Genomic DNA, 17,693 nt, shown 5'->3' on the forward strand with positions numbered 1-17,693 from the left:
TGTACCAGTTCAGGCGAAGAAAAATCTTTTATATTGCCTATAGCCCTGAGTTATCTTTTGAAAAAACAAACGCACTGTGAACATTCTCTTAGAGCGAAACTCACCAACGCCGATATATATTCAGATTCGCAATTATCTGGCTCGTTTAATTCAATCTGAAAAAATAGTGAATGGACAAAAGCTGCCTTCTATTCGGGCGATGTCTACAAATATAGGAGTTAACAAGTTGACTGTAATTGAAGCATATAGTCTGTTAGAAGCTGATGGATTAATTCATGCTCGTCCGGGTTCGGGATATTTTGTCAACCGAACAATAACACCATGCCTAGAGCCGATCTCTCGTTCAACTTTTGCCCCATCTCAAGAAGTCATAATTTTACAAGGTGGAGGTTCATTTTTCGAGCAATATACAAATTCAATTCAAGCTCGAAGACAAGGGGGCATGATTGAATTTAGTTCAGGTTTTCCTTCTACTACTATCTCAGATAATCTTCAACGGATTGCTAAACGAGCATTAGTGAAAGCGGGAGATACCTTTTTAAGAGAAGACTTCCCTCAAGGACAACTGATATTACGACAACTGATTGCTCAGATGTTAATTGGGCAAGGATTAGATGTTTCGCCAGCAGAAGTAATTATTACCACTGGCTCACAGCAAGCCCTATCTTTAGCAATGCAATATTATTTGCAAAAAGATGATTGGGTGATTGTAGAAACACCGACCTATCATGGTGCATTAGGAATCCTCGAAAGTTTACAGGCGAAGGTCATCGGGATTCCCATGACTGCCGAGGGAATGAATCTGGAATTGCTGGAGCAGTATCTTAAAACTCATCGACCAAAATTAATTTACACTATTAGCACTTTACACAACCCAACTGGAATTACAACATCCCTTGCTCATCGGCAAACCTTACTAATGTTGGCACAACAGTATGAGTGTTTGATTTTGGAGGATAATGCTTACGAAGGATTAAAGTTTCAACCTGTTCCACCTCCCATCAAGGCACTGGATCGTCATAATTTAGTTACTTACATCAGTACATTTTCAAAAACTCTTATGCCGGGATTACGGGTTGGGTACATGGTGGTCACAGGTGAACATCATCAACCTTTAGTGAAGCATAAGTTACTCAATGACTTGCATGTGTCTACAGTGTCTCAGGCAATTGTGAGTGAGTTTTTAGCAACAGGACATTACCGCCGCCACCTCAATCGTTTACGTGTCAGTAACTTGCAAAGTCGAAATGTGATGTTGCAAGCTCTAGAGAACTACTTTCCTGAAGCGATCTCCTGGACAGTTCCTCAAGGCGGTTTATTTCTGTGGACTCATCTGCCAAGTCATTTACCCATTGGGGAGATTTGCTCTCAGGCTTTATCTCACAATGTCCTGGTTGCTAGTGGTGCTGCATTTTTTTTAGGACAAGGTTATCCGGCGATGCGCTTGAACTTTTCTCAGACACCAGAAGATATTGAGCATGGAATTAAGATTCTTGGTCAACTGATCAAAAAATACTCAACTGCCAATTTCACCAGTAAATGTGTACCATCTCAACGCTTACCTGTATCGTCTATTTTTTCTTAATTGTGTTTATTATACCGTCAGTTCTGCCTTCCAAATCCAAGTTACTATAATTGAATGTATACAAACATATCAGTGGCACAGGCTCCCGATTGGGTACAGTGGTTGGGATGAGTTGTGGGGTTTTGACGATGATAAACTACTTGCAGACGGTTGTAAATTTGTGGTGTGTGAGGAAGGCGGTAGTTTAGTTTGCGTTGTTATGCTTATTCTCTAAAATTCAGCAACATATCAAAATTACCAAACCTTTGGCAAATCAACTCCCTATTAAGAGTTAAGCGTTAATAACTCTGTTGCTTCTTTTAATACTTGAGTAATTTCAGGTTTGTCAGAACTTATCACATCATCTGGTAAATGCTTGTGGTGGGGAAAAGTAGAAAGATTGGGAAAGTGAGGTGTATTATCATAACGAAAAACTAAGCAACTTCGTTCATCTTGAAAATGGTAACGATAGTCGAGAAATTCTAGCTGATTGCCTGTGATTAATAAAGCTTCATTTATTTCTAATAAATGTGTCTGATTGAAGCGCAGTCTAATTCTTAAATTTGCCCGTTGTGATGTTAAAATTTCTTCTTCATAACGTTCTACATAAACATTCTGACATTGAACAATTGCTTGTTCTACTTGATTGAGGTAATCAGATAGAATATTAGGCAGCATAGTTCAATCTTTGTTCTATTTCTTGCCGCAAAGCCAGGTAATGACGGTAATCATTTGCCCATTCTATAAATAGGACATCATCTGATAATACTCCCTGAGTATATTGGTAAAAAAAATCTTCTGAGTCCATTTTTTGATGGTTCTCATACACACTAAGTCGCTTGGCAACAGCAAGCAGAGCATCTAACGATGATGTATATTGAATGGTTTGTTTACGCATTTCTTTATTCTAAAATAATCATGTTCTGGTTATTAGTATAGTCCAGATATTAGTAGACATCTTAGACCCGGATTTCTCACCACACCTCGAATGGAGGAGTAATGAGTAGTGAGTAAGGAGTAATGAGTAAAATTCTTAACTTATTACTCATTACTTATTACTTATTACTTATTACTCATCATCAAACGCTTCATGAGCTTGTGAGAAATGCGGGTTAGAGGATGTTTTGTCAGTGACTATTTCAGAAAAACTTACTTCTATGGCTTTCCCGCTTCAGCTTGCCGCAGGCATCGCACAGAAATTATTGGACAAAATTGACTTGCAGCTACCGTATGTTGGTCGGTTGGGGTCAAGGGGTAAGCGGGAGTGTGTTTACCAGTTTGTGGCTGCTGATGATGGGCGGGATGTGATTTTTGATTGCGCCACTGCTCGATTATGTCTTCGTTCACCCAGAAAGTTATACTGCCTCGTTGCTTTAGGCACACATCATCAGCGTTCTAATTCTTAACTTTGTACTGTGCTTTCGTCTTCATTGTTGGGCTAGGGGGCAAGACAACATAGGCGATAGGTCAAATTTACCATTTTGCCTATTCACGCAACAACGCCTCTTGCTTGACTAAATCCACAAAATATTCATCAATACTACTTTATTAGTCATTGGCTATTGCCTCCATCCTGTCTACTAGTCTGCCAAGACAACGAGCGCGTGGTGGACAAGCAGAGGGGCAGGGGAGAAAGTACCTTCATTCCCCCCGGCTCCCTTGCTAAGTCTACACAGCAATTCTGGGTTGGTAAACTACTACCTTTCTGACTCAGCATTCTGCTACTGCTTTCGCCAAGAGTCTACGGTCATAAACTGATGCCACTGCCCATCATCGCCGAGTACATGAGATGTCATCACCCGATGATTATGACTCTTGAACTCTATTACATCTGTGTACTTTGTCATTTTCTCATCGCCCGTCATCGCAGGCCCGTCAGAATTGAGCGTTAGTATGTTTTTAGCCGCGTCCAATTCACCGTCGTACAACCATAAATAAGTCATCATTGACCCAACCCAGGTGCCTACATAGCGTTGCTTTTGCGGGTCATATCCGAGCGTTATTATCATTGTTGCCGCACCACCACAGGGCATTTCTCCTTGTCCTTCACCTATAACCCAGAGTCCACCGATTGAGCGCACGCTTTCTGTTCCTGTTGCTCTTTCAGGGGGATGATCTGGACTCATCATTGCCTCTGTTTCATAAGTCCACTCACCGACGAGTTTCTGTAGCCATTGATGTTCCTTTTGTGGCTCAGTATTCATTGTTGGCTCCTGTCTTGTTTTGGCTGTCTCCATTGCTTTATCTCCTTTTGATGAATCAATCATTGAGAAATTAAGGAATGCGATTAACGCGAATTGCCACACCGTCAGCAAAGCCACCTCAAGGGGCTAGAAACGGCGCAAAATGATGGAAATTCTCGACTTTGTAGTACACAAATACTATCATAAATTGTCTAATCGAGGTTTATAACTGGCAGATTGACGAAAACGTTCTACTGTCGAATCACGACACCGTTGGCATTGCTGATGGTGAGCTTTACTGGAACGCATATTTGAGGCAGTGGCAAGTATGGGTAAACTTGGCGGATGGTTGTCGGTCGGTACTGTACCAATACGGTTCGGTTAACAATACCTTAGCCAATTTACGAGGGTTCAATACCTGTGGAAACGGTATGAATACGTCCCAGGGAAGTAAGCTTGGCAAAAATTTGCGCTAAAAAAATAGGCTCAGGTTTTTGAGGAAGTATTTTTAACATTTCACGGACATATCGAAAACCACGGTAATAAGCTTTCAGAGCAATAATGCCAGAACCAGGATTATATTTACGGAAATCAGCGAGAAGATGATGGGATAAATTAACCATAAAGAATGCTAAATTAGCAGCATTAGTTACAGCAGTTTGACTCAGATTCATAAAATCTTCCAACCCCCAAAATTGTTTAGCATCCCGAAAATTAAACTCGATTTGGAAACGTAGTTTGTAATAATCGATGATTTTCTCAAATGTCAAGTCTAGGTTGCTGGAAAATAAAATTATATGACTATGAGCATGAGTTTTAAGATTGGTTTTTACCAAAATCACTACATTAATAGCCTGGGCAAATTCTTTGTGAAGGAGAGTGGCTTGATAAATATCAGTTTGAATCTCATCCTCAATAACACTTTTACATAAATATTTGTCAGGTAGATTACGATAGTCTAGCTTGTCGCCGTATTTACGACGAGAACGTTTACTGGAGTCAGGATTTTCATCAGGGACGTATAATGCTGAATCATGGCGCAACTTGGAAATTATATGCAAGTTAACTTGTCGTGCCATTTGCAAAGCATTATTGTTACCAAAATGACCATCTACTACCAAGTACGTCAAAGGGATAAAGTTAGCTACTAGCTCGAATAGTGAGTTAATCATCTTTTTAATTAGTAATAGTTCAGATGTTAATATCACTTCATCGCTTCTTGAAAGATTTGTCGTCCATCAGGGGAAGCAAAAGAAATATTAGGAGGAGGTAAGGGACGACGATAAAATCCTTCAGTATCCATGAACAAAGAAAATCTCAACTATGATGGATTGAATTATTGCAGATATTCAGATATATCATTGGTTAGTTATCTGTTGTTTTTAGCATCCAATTGTGTAAGTATAACTGCGGCTAATAAAAGCCCAGTTCCTAATAATCTGGGCGCACTGACGATATGACTCATAACCCCAAATAAACCAAACTGGTCAATGATCAGTGACATCAGCATCTGTCCAAATGCTACAGCCATTGTTGTGTTTGTCAAACCTAATTTAGGAATGCTGAGAGTATTGAGCGTTACGTAAGTTGCTCCCAAAGCACCGCCAAAGAAAGCCCACCAAGGAGCTTGAGACAATTGGTTGAGGGATAGCGGGCCGATGACTCCCAGCACCATCAGTAGTGCTAAAGTTGTAAATCCAATAGTGAAATTAACAGTAGCAGCACCGATCGCAGAACGAATTACTTGCATTAATCGAACATTAGCAGCACTACCATAAGCAAGCAGTCCGCCAGCAGAACCAGCACCAGCGATCGCTAGCAAAATTTCCATACTAATACTCCAAACTAAAAATTGTTATTTCAAAGTGAGAAAAAAAACGGCTAAGAGTAATAATGCTCCAGCAATGCGTCGGTTAGGCGTGAGACGACGAGGCTGCACTGAGAGCCATCCAAAATGATCTACCAGCATACCCATGAAAGATTGACCACTGACAATCAACGCAATTGTGAGTGTAGTTCCCAAGTTAGTTGTCAAGTATGCACTTGAGGTTATGTACCAAGCACCCACCAATCCGCCACAAAAAGCCCACCAAGGTGCTTTGGGTAACGCAGACCAACTTGGTCGTCCGAATTTGCCAGTTAATAGAAGACTTACGAGAACTATAGTGCCTACGAAGTAGGAAATATCTCCAGCTAGAGGGAAAGAACCTATTGACCGAGCTAACTGAGCATTAATTGCTGCTTGAATAGGCAGTACGGCTCCATTAAAGAAAGCAATTAACAGAGAAGGTGAAGGGGGACGAATTAAGGTTGAAACAGTGGGAGATTTTGAAACAGTGGTTTTTGTTGAGGGTAAATGGATGATGCTCATAGCTGTTAGTCCAGTGAATTACAAGTCCGACGCTGAACTATGCCAGAACCTCTGAAATGGTATAACCATAGGCAAATTTTGCCAATAGCGCATTCCAAAAGCTTTCCGAACTTTAGATCAAGCTGGTTATTGTTTGCTGGAGTTTATCTTCAAATATCTAGTTCAGTGGAGAGTCAAGAGACTTGAACAGAAATTTTTCCCCAGTTCAGTTAATGTATAGGAAATAGCTGCAAAGCTAGTTGAGAAAGGACTTTTTGCGTAGTTCCAATTTTTTTCTTCTACCCCCTTGACACTCCAGTTCACTGGAGCATTCAAGATGAAATCAGTCTTGAACACGACTTGATAATTGGAGCTTTGAAATGGAGAATGCCACACTTAAACTACGCGGTATGAGTTGCGCTTCTTGCGCCAGAAGTATTGAAGATGCGATTAGTTCTGTCCCTGGTGTAAATGAATGTAGTGTGAATTTTGGGGCAGAACAGGCAAGAGTTGATTATGACCCCAGAAAAACAGATTTACAAGCTATACAAGAGGCAGTAGATGCAGCAGGCTATTCTGCCTATCCCCTCCAAGAACAAAATCTGATGGCGGGAGAAGATGATGAAGAGAAAAGATATCGTCTGAAAGAATCCCGTGATTTACAACAAAAAGTAACAGTAGGGGGCTGAAGCAATGGATGTTTTGTGTGATCAGGCTCGTCAAGCGGGGGTACTGGTTGACGAACCCAAAGATTCTGGGTATCCGGTCGGATATTGGGTATTCTTGCGAGATCCAGATGGTCACACGTTGGAATTGTCTTACGGCCAAGAGATTGGTATAACGGTGGAGCAGGGAAATACTTAGCACACATTTTTGAAAATAATAGGAGAATTTTTATGAAAGGCGATCATCTGCGCTCGACTACCCAAGCCACAAATTTACAACCACAAAAACCATACAATACCGGACTTCATGCAACTCGCAATTATTTGCCATTGATTGCCCGCATTCTTTTATCTAGCTTATTCTTGTGGTCAGGGTTCAATAAAATTCTTCACCCAGCTGATACACAAGCATATATGGCCGCCTATGGGATGCCTTTCACCTGGCTATTTTTACCAGTAGCGCTCGCCCTAGAAATTTCGGCTGGACTGTCTTTACTCCTGGGTTTCTATGCACGCTTAGGAGCTTCGGCTTTAGCTATATTCACCTTCATCGCTACCTTTATTTTTCATAGCAACTTTACTAACCCAATTGAGCAGATCATGTTCATGAAAAATCTGTGCATCATCGGTGGGTTACTAATGGTCATTCAGTACGGTTCTGGCAATATTGCTTGGCGACCACGTTAATGGGTTTAACTATCCGTCTTTATCTGCGCTCATCTGCGTCTATCTGCGGTTAATTATTCTTGATATCTTATTATCTACAACTTTAGATTAATTAGGTATCACAAATTAATTTTTCATCTCGTTTAATTCAACACATTCTAATTCAGAGATGACTATGAAAGTATTAATTGCTGGAGCTACCGGTGCGATCGGTCGTCCACTCGTCACACAATTAATTCAAGCTGAATATGATGTAACTGGCCTGACTCGTTCTCCCCAAAACGCCAATTTTCTTACTCAGCAGGGAGCAAAATCCGAAATCATTGATATCTTTGATGCTGATGCTGTTCATACTACCCTTAGCCGTATTCAGCCTGAAGTTGTCATTGACCTACTCACTGCTTTACCCAAAAACTATGCTCCTGAGTCAATGAGTGCTGCAACTGCCCTAGACCATCGCACCCGCAGAGAAGGAGGAGCAAACCTGCAAATAGCGGCTCAAGCAGCAGGAGTCCGGCGTTACATTCTCCAGTCCAGTGCTTTCTGGTATGCTCCAGGTATAGGTTTAGCTGATGAAGAAACTCCTTTTGCTTTTGATAGTACCCCAGGCATAGCAGCAGGAACAAGGATGTATGCAGATATAGAACATCGCCTTTTGTCTGCAAATACCTTGGAAGGCATTGTCCTACGTTATGGTCTCTTCTACGGAACAGGAACTTGGTACGCCAGCGATGGGGATATGGCAAATATGGTACGAAAACAGCAATTTCCCATTGTCGGTGACGGACAGGGGGTGTGGTCTTGGATACACGTTGAAGATGCTGCTGCTGCCACTGTTGCAGCTATTGAACAAGGTAAACTCGGAATTTACAACATCGTTGATGATCGCCCTTTAGAACTGCGAGTATGGCTATCTGCCTATGCTGATTGGTTGGGCGCAAAACCACCTGTGCAGGTATCCGTTGCAGATACACTCAAAACTCAAGGAGCAGATGCAGTTTACTATGCCACCCAACTACGAGGTGCATCTAATCTTAAAGCTAAACGGGAAATTAATTTTCAGCCGCGATCGCTCCAATGGCTGGATAAAACTCTGGCTTTTAATTTGTAAAAGCTAGAGAAGCCCAAATCATTAGGAGATCAGTTTTTTCAAAAATGATATTTTTCATGCTTGACTCTCCAGTTTACTGGAGAGTTTAGTATAAGATCAGTAATCATATCTCATTCGAGGTTTGGTAAGTATGTTATACCAATTCACGAAAAATTTGATTCAAATAAAGCATCAAGAATAAAATCCCACCCTGTAATAGAAGCAACAGTTGATGTGTTTAATTTCTCCAAACGCTTCCAGATAAATTGTCTTAATTCATCCAACGTTCCAAAACTTTCCCACGCCAAATATCTTTTAACTTCCTCCCACAATCGCTCAATTGGATTAACTTGCGGTGTATGTGGGGGTTGAAATAACAAAATTATATTTTCTGGTATCTGAAGATGTTGACTAAAATGAAAAGCACCATTGTCTAACTGAATAATATGTATATCTTGGGCATAATTAGCCGAGAATTTTTCTAGAAAAATCTGAAAACAAGCTGCATTTAAATGAGAGAATTCCCAAATAAAATTCTCACCAGTTAATGGTTCTACCAATCCATATAAATAAAAATTTTCTCGTTTCCATTGTATGATGCCAATAGGCTTATACCAATTTAAGATGAAGCGGCTATCTGTGCAATTAGGTAGCGATTACGCTATTTTACAGATTGACCAAGCACCTGCTCATACCAGTTCAAAGATTCGTTGGCCGGAGAATATTATTCCATTATTTCAACCACCTTCGTCTCCTGAACTCAATCCCATCGAACGGCTTTGGCAGCTTCTCAAAAAACCACTTAAAAATCAACTTTTCTCTTCTTTACAAACTTTACGCGAGCGCATCCAAGAAATATTTGACCAACTTACATTTGAGCAGGTAATTTCTGTCTCTTCTTATAACTTTATCCTGGAAGCTCTATTCTATGCAGCTTCACATTAAATTGGTATTAGTCAATTGGTGGCTGTGGCTCCCGATTCGTTGGTAATGCGTAGCTTGCCACTTTCAGTAATTTGCTTGTTTTTGGATGAGCTAAATAATTAATGACAACGCAACCAACCCCATATTTTTGGGACATCTGGCGGTAAAACTGCCCAATAGTTAATTGTTGAAATTGACTATCGAAATTATTCTGCTTGCGTTTTTTGACTGATTTAATTTTGGACATTGTTATAATGTCTTTTTCTTTAAGGGATTGATTCAGTAACTTCTTCTACTTCTATTCTAATCTTTAATTAAATCTGATATTCGCACTTGAAATTCAAGTAATTTGATTACTTTAATCTTGGACTTGTTGTTGATATATTTGCGGTGAAATAATCAGGGCAAACGCATCTAAAGTATAAGAATCCTTTAATAACAGGGGTTTCCGCGTTTTATGATTTATCCTCTTTTTTCGTCAATATCCTGACCTAGTAAGGGTTTCAGAAGTTAAGAAAATATAATCTCCAAAATTAATAGCTGGCTTTTTGATGGCAAGACAAGTTAACTTGCATATAATCAAACTCCGCGATATTGTTGCTTGGTGAACCAAATAAGTTATCTGCACCAAGAGTTCCAGTCAGGTTGACAGAGGTGTTGCTACTAGCAATATTCGTTCCCCCAAACACTACATAGCTTTGCCCACTCTGATAACCGTTGGGGGAGGCACCTGCTGCCCCAATAATCAGGTCGTCAATGCCATCGTTGTTGATGTCCCCCGCATTGCTGACTGAGGAGCCTGAGTAGTCATCTTTTGCTATGCCGTTAATGAAAAAGCCATTAGTGCCATTTAAATTAGAGAGGTTGAGGATGCCGCCACTGTCCAGATTCGTCCCCCCAAACACTACATAGCTTTGCCCTGCATCAGAATTGCCGTTGGGGTCGGCAACAGGTGTCCCAATAATCAGGTCGTCAATGCCATCGTTGTTGATGTCCCCCGCATTGCTGACTGACCAGCCTGAGTAGTCATCTGCTGCAATGCCGTTAATGAAAAAGCCATTAGTGCCATTTAAATCAGAGAGGTTGAGGGTGCCGCCACTGCCCACATTCGTCCCCCCAAACACTACATAGCTTTGCCCTGCATTCTCTTTGCCGTTGGGAGAGGCACTTCGTACCCCAATAATCAGGTCGTCAATGCCATCATTATTGATGTCCCCCGCATTGCTGAGTGACCAGTCTGAGTCGTCATTTACTGCAATGCCGTTAATGAAAAAGCCATTAGTGCCATTCAAATCAGAGAGGTTGAGGGTGCCGCCACTGCCCACATTCGTCCCCCCAAACACTATATAGCTTTGCCCAACACCACGAGTGTTGCCGTTGGGGGAGGCACCTCGTGCCGCAATAATCAGGTCGTCAATGCCATCGTTGTTAATGTCCCCTGCATTGCTGACTGAGGAGCCTGAGTAGTCCTCTGCTGCAATGCCGTTAATTAAAAAGCCATTAGTGCCATTCAAATCAGAGAGGTTGAGAGTGCCGCCACTGCCCACATTCCTTCCCCCAAAGACCACATAACTTTGCCCAGCCTGAGATTTGCCATTGGAGGAGGCATAATATTGTGCCGCAATAATCAGGTCGTCAATGCCATCGTTGTTAATGTCCCCCGCATTGCTGACTGAGGAGCCTGAGCGGTCATTTCCTGCAATGCCGTTAATGAAAAAGCCATTAGTGCCATTCAAATCAGAGAGGTTGAGGATGCCGCCACTGCCCACATTCCTTCCCCCAAAGACCACATAACTTTGCCCAGCCTGAGATTTGCCGTTGGGGGAGGCACCTTCTGCCCCAATAATCAGGTCGTCAATGCCATCGTTGTTGATGTCCCCCGCATTGCTGACTGAGGAGCCTGAAGAGGTAAGTGCTGCAATGCCGTTAATCAAAAAGCCATTGTTACCATTCAGGTCACTGAGATTGAAGAATGAATTAGTCATGATTTTCTCCTGGGTTTATTTGTTCTTAGTCAGCGAGTGGGCTTTAAGGTTCTGAGCTTCAAGTTCCATGTTCCAAGGAGGAGTACACAGATGTACATTGATGTCAATGAAGAGATAAGGAACAATTGGAGGGGGAGACAAAGAGATAGAGTTTCCCCTTATCCCCTTCGATAACTTGCACTATTTAAGAACTGCCAATTGACTGCTACTTCCCCAACCAGGTAGGCTTCGGGTTTGTAGAATAACCGCTCATTCAAAGTGTCGTAGATAATGCGATCACTATTGCTACCATCTAAAATTTGACTGCACATAATAATTCATAATTAGTAATTAAAAAATTTAATTAGAAATTATCTTAGTAGCAGTCTTTGAGTATTCTCTTAGTGAAAGAATTTGACTTTTAAATCTTTAAAATACTTTGATATCTTTTAAAACACTTAGATATTCTGATGAAGATGTAAGTAATGTCAATAGGCTAAATGTAATTATAGTAAAGTTATAGTTAACTTTATAACGTGCAAAGTAAAGTTTTTGTGTAAACGTAGCCTGTCGTAAATATCTATCTTTACAAAATTGTGTAGGCATCTATCTAAAGATATAAATATTGATGAAATATGAACATAACACGGAGATTTGACTCGTCGTTTTTGGATCTACAATCAATGGTCGTTTAAAAGTACTAGGTGCATTATTCAGTAAAATGACATTTTTTTCTGCCGCACGGGTAAAGTCAACTATCAGGTATCAGGTAAAAACTGTATTTTTGGCAGCCCAACAACGGGGATATTACTGCTACTTTGCTCCTGGTGACTTGAAAGCTGGCGTTCTGAGTTACCGTACTTTGCTGGACAAGTCATTTTTGCAGGAGAACATACGGCTGAGGTTGAATATTGTGGATATATGGAAGGAGCTATTCGTAGTGGACAGCGAGCCGCAGAACAAATTTTAGCTTTAAAGTAAAAAATTGAATTTAAAGCTAGAGTTATATACTCAGAAACTTCGGCTCTACTCTAGAATTAATTCATATTTAAATTCTTCTTCAAACTTTTCCATTCAGGAGCTTTGTCATCAGAAAACGCTCATGTTTTTGATAACCAATTCGATGATAAAGGCGTTGGGCTTTTGGGTTTTCAAAATCTACCTCTAGATGAAGGGCTTGAACTCCTAGACTGTGGCAAATCTCCTCTGCAAACATCAAAGTTTGCGTACCAATACCTTGTCCGCGATACTTTGGACGAAGATAAAATTCATCTATAAAAGCATCTCTACCTTTATATTCTAGGCTGTACCCTAACGTCAAAACAATATAGCCAATAACTTCATCCGCTTGCATAATCAGCCATGTTTGGCCAAAAAAGTCATTACTCAAAAACTGTATAAGTACATCGCGATCGCTATGTTGATCAAATGGTAAGCTTTCGGTTTTATGAAATTCCTCAACAAGTTCCAAAACAAGAGTTAAATCGCAGAGAGCGGCTTTTCGATAGTTAATATTCACAATACACCTCTAGATTCTTAAAATCGTAACGGCGAACTACACCAATTATGGGAGAAAAATAAAATTGCTGCGGGGTCGATAAGCACCCTAAAGGGCGAAAACACAACTATCTCCTCTGCCATGTTACATACTAGGCTAAACGCCGCTAAATACTACTGTGCTTTGTTCACTATCTACTCACAGTGTATATTGAGATAGTTTTTTTACAAGTTGTTTAGTTTCTTAAACTCCTATGCTCAAAATCTAATTAACTTTGGAAAATCAGATTAATCAAAGCAACATTTGATTTAATATACTGCATAGGGTGCTTGTAAAAAGTATTTAGTTTATGGCAGAAACACAACAACAAGAAATTAGGGCTTTACGGGCATTAAATTTAACACCCAAACAAATAGCCCGAAAGTTAGGAATTAAAGTATCAGAAGTTAATGCAGCAATTCAAAATCAGCGAGCGCAAACTACATTAGATAGATTAGCTTCAGGGGAATTAGACCCTGTATACAAGTGTTTAGCAAGTGAAAATCTGCTCCAGCTATTACCGAAAAGCTCACCAGACAATAGCATCAAAAATCTGTTGACCAAAATTATACCTGCAAAAAACAATGATGGAATTGAGCGCGGTTTAGGATTAGTAGTTATTAGCAGAGAATCTCGATACAATCAAATCACCGTTTGTAGTTATCTTTTGGATGTCTGGTGCTTAGGTATTAAAGATGCCACACCACCACGTACATTAGATAGGAGAGCATTCAAAGAATTTGTAGAATTACTATTTGAGCCATTTCCTCAAAAATGGCAAGAGATTGGGCTGGAAGTTGCAGCAGGAATGATATTTAGTGCTGGCGAATATGCCGAAAGTTTAGGATTTCAACCACACAAAGACTTTGAAAAAGCACGTTCTCACATCGGCAACTGGGATGGAAAAATTCGCCTTGAATGTGGTCGCAATGGAAAATTTGTTCAGTCCTAACTTTGCCAGTTTTACGAACGTATCATTACGCTCAAAATATGGCTTGAAAATCCAGTTAATTAGCACTCCTGCGACGAAGGAAATTCTTGAGTTAAACTTGCCCTTTTTGTTTCTTTGGTCAAAATCTTACAGTTTATATCCTACCCGAAAGCAACTAGAATAAGCTGTTAATCACTGATTTGTCGCACTTTAGACCGCAGGGAGGTGCTAGGAACAGAGGAGAGAGTTTAAGTCATTTATTCACAATTTCAATAGTGCAGTTTGTAGGCGTAATAGCTGATCATTTCTTATCTAGTGGTTTATCGCATTAATTTTGATAGATTGTAAAGACTTTGCAGACAACCAGAACTTATGTACTCAGATTTTTGGTAAGTGAAGGGTAATGAAGTTGTGACGGTGTTTGTCTAGCCGATTGCATAATTAATAAAAGCACCCATATTTCTTGAAAGAGACATGGGTGCTATGAAAAATGCTACACAAGGATTATTTATCTGCCTTGATAGACCGAAGTAATTATTACAATAGCAGCCATTACGTAAATAAACTGCAAGTAAAGTCACAAATATTTTGTTAATAATGTCACTTTTACTAATCGATTTTGGTTAATATAAGGCTTCCTTAGCTTTCCCATTGATAAAAAATTTGCACAAGTTTAAGCAAGTCACTTTTTGCAGGCTCACCATTGTTCAACCAAGTTATCAAATCATCAGGCTCTAACCAAAAACTCTCAACAAAATCATTTTTATTGTAATCAGGATTATCATCTAATTTAATTTCATAAACTTTCATAAAAGCAGAGACCTGATGCTGATGTGGCATTAAATATCCTAATAATCTAAAAACAACATTGTTTAACTCTAAATTCAATTCTTCCTTAAGTTCCCGTTGCAGAGCATCTTCATAACTTTCTCCGCTTTCAACATGACCTCCCATACTAACATCAAGGCAAAGAGGAAAAATTTGTTTTTTAGATGAACGACGAGGTATCCATAGCTGACCTAGTGAATTAATCACAAAAGCATTAACCACTCTAAAGCAACATAATCCTTGACTATAAATTTCCGAGCGTTTCTTTTGCCCAAGAACCTGATCATCTTCATTTACGATGTCGAGTATTTCATCCTGGTGTATCATAAACAAAAAATTAATTACTTCACTTTTAATAGTATATGCTGAGTAAAAAAGGTTATGTTTTACACCTTTATATTAAACCAGAACATAGGTCAATAATGAAACAAGTTGAAGAATTCAGCTTAATAAAAGGTCATGGTATTGAAGGGGACATTAATGCTAACCCAATTAGTCCTAGACAAGTTTTAGTTGTTAGAGATGAAGATATTTCAGACTTGGGAATTCCACCTGGAGAACTACGAGAGAATATTTTGATAAGCGGGATACAACCTGAAAACTTCACTCCTGGTTCTCTCGTAAGTTTTGATAGTGGGGCTGCTATTCGTTTAACTTTCCATTGCGAACCATGCAAACGGATAGCGCATTTGGTTGATTCCTTAAAAATTCTTCAAGCTAAAAGAGGCATTTTAGGCGTAGTTATCAATTCAGGTACAATTTGGAGAGCGAAAAATTTCGGGGGAGATGAGGGACACAACACGATAAGATGGCTCAATGTTGGATTCTACGCAAAGAGTCATATATCAATTGAAAGTGGTGCTGTTGAGCATCAGCCCCATGATTTTGCGGCGTATAAAAGTCAGCAGCGATAGCACAATAGAAGATTTGCATTACACGATTCAGTTGGCAATGGGGTGGGAAAATATTCACCTCCATCATTTCATCATCCACGGTAAGCAGTACGGGATTCTCCAACCAGGGGGAACAGTATTTAGCGATCGCGCCTGTGAAGTAAAACTCTCGTCCCTTGGGTTGAGAGAGAGAGAAAGAAAAGTTTTTATACGAATATGACTTCAGTATTTGCCCATTAATGGGTGCATGGCGTTATTGGTGGCGGCATCAAATTAGAGTAGAAGCAATACTTACTCCAGATTCAAACCAAACTTACCCAATCTGCACTGACGGTAAGGGAGTTTGTCCCCCAGAGAACTGTGGCGGCCCTTGGGGCTTCATGAAAGCAAGGGAAGAGTTTTTTCTTTGGGACGTATTAGAGCGTTTTGCTTTAATGTTGGAGAACAAGAAGATTGACATGGATAGAGAAGAAGCCAGCAAACTACTAACTTGGCTATTGGTTTATCAAAACCGCTTCGACCGTCAGAAAGTCAACCAAAATCTACTAAAATACGCTACCGGAGTCAGGGAGTTGATGTAATTGTTCAAGGTGATAGTGTGAAATTTAAAATCCAAGTAGTTGTTGAATCAGAATCAGGAGAAACCCAATTAATTCAAGAAATTTTACAAATTGAAAAGGGTAATCTACAGCCTGAAAACTTAGGACTAACGCTAGCTCAAGGCAAAGAATTATTGCTTCAGACACAACGCAGCATAGTTAATCAACAAATAGCTCTATATCTATGTCTTTGTGCTTACCAACTTTCGTGTCTAAGTTGGTAAAATCATCTCGTATACCCCAAGCTTTTTAGGAGTTTGGGTCATGGTCAAGCAGCTCCTCCAAGTACCGAAAGTTGGTAAAACTCAAAAAGGAGAGCGTCAGTCGCCTAACTCTCACAAATACTCAGAGGTTAGGACTAAGGAACATTTGTTACCAGAAGAAGTTGAGTTGATGCGGTCAGCTATCAAAAAATTTAAGGGTCGCCATGCTCATCGAGACTCAACCCTAATTTTGTTAATCTATCGTCACGGATTGCGAGTGGCAGAGGTGGCATCTCTGCGCTGGGAACAAATAGATTGGAATGGTGGCACAATTTACGTGAAGCGGGTTAAAAAAGGTACTCCATCTACTCATCCTCTTTACTCTGAGGAAATTCGTTCTCTCCGCAAGCTTCAAAGAGATTATCCTGCTAGTCCCTACGTTTTCCAGTCCTCTCAACATGGCCCGTTGGCACATGATACGATCGCCGGCATTGTTGAACGGGCTGGTGAGTTAGCTGGTCTACCTTTCAGAGTCCATGCTCATATGCTAAGGCATAGTACGGGCTATTATTTGGCTAATCGAGGTATTGACACTCGGACAATTCAGAGTTACCTGGGACATAAAAATATACAGCACACAGTTCGTTACACCGAACTTGCATCTACTAAATTTCAAGGTCTTTGGAATGATTAATGCCCATCTCCCCCAAAATTTTTCGCTCTCGAAGCATTTGCCCATTTGTAACTTAACTCTAAATATTACCCTCGAACAGCTACTGCAAAAATCTGCAACAAGTTTCCGGATCTATTATAGTCCTACTCGCAGGGGAAACCGATTGAAAGAGAACCTACTTGTTTTACTTCTCCGTTCATGGTTAAAGTTTGGACAGTATCAAATGGGTCGTAATGTCCTCTTTCCCAGCCTCCATTTTGGAAAATAAAAGATAGATAAACCCATTCCTTATGAGCATCTTGGATGACAAGGTTATCGCCCTCTTGGGGTGTATAGTCAACATCAAAGCAATTTCTGTAATTGAGATTGAGCAAAACCCAATCGTCCGTTAGTCCTTTGCCTATATCCGCCGCAGGAAGTTCGTATAGCCCTTCCATTAGCGGCTCGTCGTCGCTTTTATATCTTTTAAATGTAGATAAATACCATCGATACACCTTGGGAGTCGTTGCTTGCTCCTGTTTGTAAGTAGGTGGGTGGAATTAATTATAAGATAGAAAAACTGCTAAATTAGGTTGTTATGCCTGCCCCATTACGCATCATTCTGACCCCAGAGGAAGACAGAA

General features: G+C 40.2%; 26 protein-coding genes and 2 pseudogenes. 14 read left to right on the forward strand and 14 right to left on the reverse strand.

The window, feature by feature from the left end; translation table 11 throughout:
* Positions 1–76: 76 nt before the first annotated feature.
* The gene (locus H6G76_RS29870) at positions 77–1,585 is read left to right on the forward strand and encodes an aminotransferase class I/II-fold pyridoxal phosphate-dependent enzyme (protein WP_190709112.1); all 1,509 of its coding nucleotides are present in this window, start codon (positions 77–79) and stop codon (positions 1,583–1,585) included.
* Between the two features lie 264 nt (positions 1,586–1,849).
* On the opposite strand, the gene tumE is transcribed toward H6G76_RS29870, so the two are convergent.
* Positions 1,850–2,242: a toxin TumE gene (gene tumE / locus H6G76_RS29875; RefSeq protein WP_190709115.1), complete on the reverse strand. Its 393-nt coding sequence runs from the start codon at positions 2,240–2,242 to the stop codon at positions 1,850–1,852.
* On the reverse strand, positions 2,232–2,462 hold the full coding sequence (tumA, locus tag H6G76_RS29880; protein WP_190709117.1) for an antitoxin TumA: 231 nt from the start codon (positions 2,460–2,462) through the stop codon (positions 2,232–2,234). Before tumA ends, tumE begins: the two co-directional genes overlap by 11 nt.
* A gap of 232 nt (positions 2,463–2,694) precedes the next feature.
* On the opposite strand from tumA, the gene H6G76_RS29885 reads away from it, so the two are divergent.
* Positions 2,695–2,970, forward strand: coding sequence for a hypothetical protein (locus tag H6G76_RS29885; protein WP_190709119.1), 276 nt, complete (start codon positions 2,695–2,697; stop codon positions 2,968–2,970).
* Between the two features lie 315 nt (positions 2,971–3,285).
* Here H6G76_RS29885 and H6G76_RS29890 read toward each other — a convergent pair whose 3' ends face one another.
* The 5 genes and pseudogenes from H6G76_RS29890 to H6G76_RS29905 form a co-directional block, all read right to left on the reverse strand.
* Complete coding sequence (locus tag H6G76_RS29890; RefSeq protein ID WP_313934854.1) at positions 3,286–3,831, reverse strand: DUF1579 domain-containing protein; 546 nt, start codon at positions 3,829–3,831, stop codon at positions 3,286–3,288.
* Between the two features lie 317 nt (positions 3,832–4,148).
* Positions 4,149–4,958: pseudogene (locus tag H6G76_RS29895) on the reverse strand (transposase); the annotation flags it as partial.
* The gene (locus H6G76_RS37390; RefSeq protein ID WP_242056573.1) at positions 4,952–5,050 is read right to left on the reverse strand and encodes a phytochelatin synthase family protein; all 99 of its coding nucleotides are present in this window, start codon (positions 5,048–5,050) and stop codon (positions 4,952–4,954) included. The pseudogene H6G76_RS29895 and the gene H6G76_RS37390, both read right to left, overlap by 7 nt.
* Positions 5,051–5,116: 66 nt before the next feature.
* The gene (locus H6G76_RS29900) at positions 5,117–5,578 is read right to left on the reverse strand and encodes a DMT family transporter (RefSeq protein WP_016863695.1); all 462 of its coding nucleotides are present in this window, start codon (positions 5,576–5,578) and stop codon (positions 5,117–5,119) included.
* Positions 5,579–5,602: 24 nt separating this feature from the next.
* Positions 5,603–6,118 carry a DMT family transporter gene (locus H6G76_RS29905; protein ID WP_190709121.1) on the reverse strand — a complete coding sequence of 172 codons (516 nt, stop codon included), beginning with the start codon at positions 6,116–6,118 and terminating at the stop codon, positions 5,603–5,605.
* Positions 6,119–6,477: 359 nt separating this feature from the next.
* Here H6G76_RS29905 and H6G76_RS29910 point away from each other — a divergent pair.
* The 4 genes and pseudogenes from H6G76_RS29910 to H6G76_RS29925 form a co-directional block, all read left to right on the forward strand.
* Positions 6,478–6,783: pseudogene (locus tag H6G76_RS29910) on the forward strand (cation transporter); the annotation flags it as partial.
* 7 nt (positions 6,784–6,790) lie between these two features.
* A complete protein-coding gene (locus H6G76_RS29915) occupies positions 6,791–6,961 on the forward strand; it encodes a VOC family protein (RefSeq protein WP_242056574.1) in 171 nt (56 codons plus the stop codon).
* 32 nt (positions 6,962–6,993) lie between these two features.
* Complete coding sequence (locus H6G76_RS29920; protein WP_190709123.1) at positions 6,994–7,449, forward strand: DoxX family protein; 456 nt, start codon at positions 6,994–6,996, stop codon at positions 7,447–7,449.
* Positions 7,450–7,603: 154 nt separating this feature from the next.
* The gene (locus H6G76_RS29925) at positions 7,604–8,539 is read left to right on the forward strand and encodes an NAD(P)-dependent oxidoreductase (protein WP_190709125.1); all 936 of its coding nucleotides are present in this window, start codon (positions 7,604–7,606) and stop codon (positions 8,537–8,539) included.
* Positions 8,540–8,682: 143 nt separating this feature from the next.
* Here the strand turns inward: H6G76_RS29925 and H6G76_RS29930 are convergent, their stop codons facing one another.
* Positions 8,683–9,144, reverse strand: a complete 462-nt coding sequence (locus H6G76_RS29930) for a transposase (RefSeq protein ID WP_190709151.1) — start codon at positions 9,142–9,144, stop codon at positions 8,683–8,685.
* Between H6G76_RS29930 and H6G76_RS29935 the strand changes: the two genes are divergently transcribed.
* A complete protein-coding gene (locus tag H6G76_RS29935) occupies positions 9,143–9,463 on the forward strand; it encodes a transposase (protein ID WP_190709127.1) in 321 nt (106 codons plus the stop codon). The genes H6G76_RS29930 and H6G76_RS29935 overlap by 2 nt on opposite strands.
* 7 nt (positions 9,464–9,470) lie before the next feature.
* Here the strand turns inward: H6G76_RS29935 and H6G76_RS29940 are convergent, their stop codons facing one another.
* From H6G76_RS29940 to H6G76_RS29950, 3 genes are all read right to left on the reverse strand, one after another.
* Entirely contained in the window at positions 9,471–9,689 is a 219-nt protein-coding gene (locus H6G76_RS29940) for a hypothetical protein (protein ID WP_190709128.1), read from the reverse strand.
* Between the two features lie 286 nt (positions 9,690–9,975).
* Positions 9,976–11,427, reverse strand: a complete 1,452-nt coding sequence (locus tag H6G76_RS29945; RefSeq protein ID WP_190709130.1) for an integrin alpha — start codon at positions 11,425–11,427, stop codon at positions 9,976–9,978.
* A 158-nt stretch (positions 11,428–11,585) separates the two neighbouring features.
* Entirely contained in the window at positions 11,586–11,738 is a 153-nt protein-coding gene (locus H6G76_RS29950) for a hypothetical protein (protein WP_190709133.1), read from the reverse strand.
* A gap of 544 nt (positions 11,739–12,282) precedes the next feature.
* Between H6G76_RS29950 and H6G76_RS38145 the strand changes: the two genes are divergently transcribed.
* Positions 12,283–12,387 carry an FAD-dependent oxidoreductase gene (locus tag H6G76_RS38145; protein ID WP_313934855.1) on the forward strand — a complete coding sequence of 35 codons (105 nt, stop codon included), beginning with the start codon at positions 12,283–12,285 and terminating at the stop codon, positions 12,385–12,387.
* A 79-nt stretch (positions 12,388–12,466) separates the two neighbouring features.
* On the opposite strand, the gene H6G76_RS29960 is transcribed toward H6G76_RS38145, so the two are convergent.
* On the reverse strand, positions 12,467–12,925 hold the full coding sequence (locus H6G76_RS29960) for a GNAT family N-acetyltransferase (protein ID WP_190709135.1): 459 nt from the start codon (positions 12,923–12,925) through the stop codon (positions 12,467–12,469).
* 328 nt (positions 12,926–13,253) lie between these two features.
* On the opposite strand from H6G76_RS29960, the gene H6G76_RS29965 reads away from it, so the two are divergent.
* Positions 13,254–13,895 carry a helix-turn-helix transcriptional regulator gene (locus tag H6G76_RS29965; RefSeq protein ID WP_242056576.1) on the forward strand — a complete coding sequence of 214 codons (642 nt, stop codon included), beginning with the start codon at positions 13,254–13,256 and terminating at the stop codon, positions 13,893–13,895.
* A gap of 618 nt (positions 13,896–14,513) precedes the next feature.
* Here the strand turns inward: H6G76_RS29965 and H6G76_RS29970 are convergent.
* Positions 14,514–15,029 carry an NUDIX domain-containing protein gene (locus H6G76_RS29970; RefSeq protein WP_190709137.1) on the reverse strand — a complete coding sequence of 172 codons (516 nt, stop codon included), beginning with the start codon at positions 15,027–15,029 and terminating at the stop codon, positions 14,514–14,516.
* Positions 15,030–15,124: 95 nt separating this feature from the next.
* Between H6G76_RS29970 and H6G76_RS29975 the strand changes: the two genes are divergently transcribed.
* Genes H6G76_RS29975 through H6G76_RS29990 form a run of 5 tightly spaced genes read left to right on the forward strand, consistent with a single transcriptional unit; the run spans position 15,125 to position 17,091 of the window.
* Positions 15,125–15,616 (forward strand): MOSC domain-containing protein, encoded by a 492-nt coding sequence (locus H6G76_RS29975; RefSeq protein ID WP_190709138.1) that lies wholly within the window; start codon positions 15,125–15,127, stop codon positions 15,614–15,616.
* The gene (locus H6G76_RS37875; RefSeq protein WP_277883141.1) at positions 15,582–15,815 is read left to right on the forward strand and encodes an IS1096 element passenger TnpR family protein; all 234 of its coding nucleotides are present in this window, start codon (positions 15,582–15,584) and stop codon (positions 15,813–15,815) included. Before H6G76_RS29975 ends, H6G76_RS37875 begins: the two co-directional genes overlap by 35 nt.
* A 19-nt stretch (positions 15,816–15,834) precedes the next feature.
* Positions 15,835–16,176 carry a plasmid pRiA4b ORF-3 family protein gene (locus tag H6G76_RS37880; protein ID WP_242063043.1) on the forward strand — a complete coding sequence of 114 codons (342 nt, stop codon included), beginning with the start codon at positions 15,835–15,837 and terminating at the stop codon, positions 16,174–16,176.
* Between the two features lie 17 nt (positions 16,177–16,193).
* Positions 16,194–16,418, forward strand: coding sequence for a hypothetical protein (locus H6G76_RS29985; protein WP_190709139.1), 225 nt, complete (start codon positions 16,194–16,196; stop codon positions 16,416–16,418).
* A 40-nt stretch (positions 16,419–16,458) separates the two neighbouring features.
* Positions 16,459–17,091, forward strand: coding sequence for a tyrosine-type recombinase/integrase (locus H6G76_RS29990; RefSeq protein ID WP_190709140.1), 633 nt, complete (start codon positions 16,459–16,461; stop codon positions 17,089–17,091).
* Between the two features lie 122 nt (positions 17,092–17,213).
* On the opposite strand, the gene H6G76_RS29995 is transcribed toward H6G76_RS29990, so the two are convergent.
* Positions 17,214–17,507 carry a hypothetical protein gene (locus H6G76_RS29995; protein ID WP_190709141.1) on the reverse strand — a complete coding sequence of 98 codons (294 nt, stop codon included), beginning with the start codon at positions 17,505–17,507 and terminating at the stop codon, positions 17,214–17,216.
* Positions 17,508–17,693 lie beyond the last annotated feature (186 nt).

The sequence above is a fragment of the Nostoc sp. FACHB-152 genome, from assembly GCF_014697475.1.
GTDB lineage: Bacteria > Cyanobacteriota > Cyanobacteriia > Cyanobacteriales > Nostocaceae > Nostoc_B.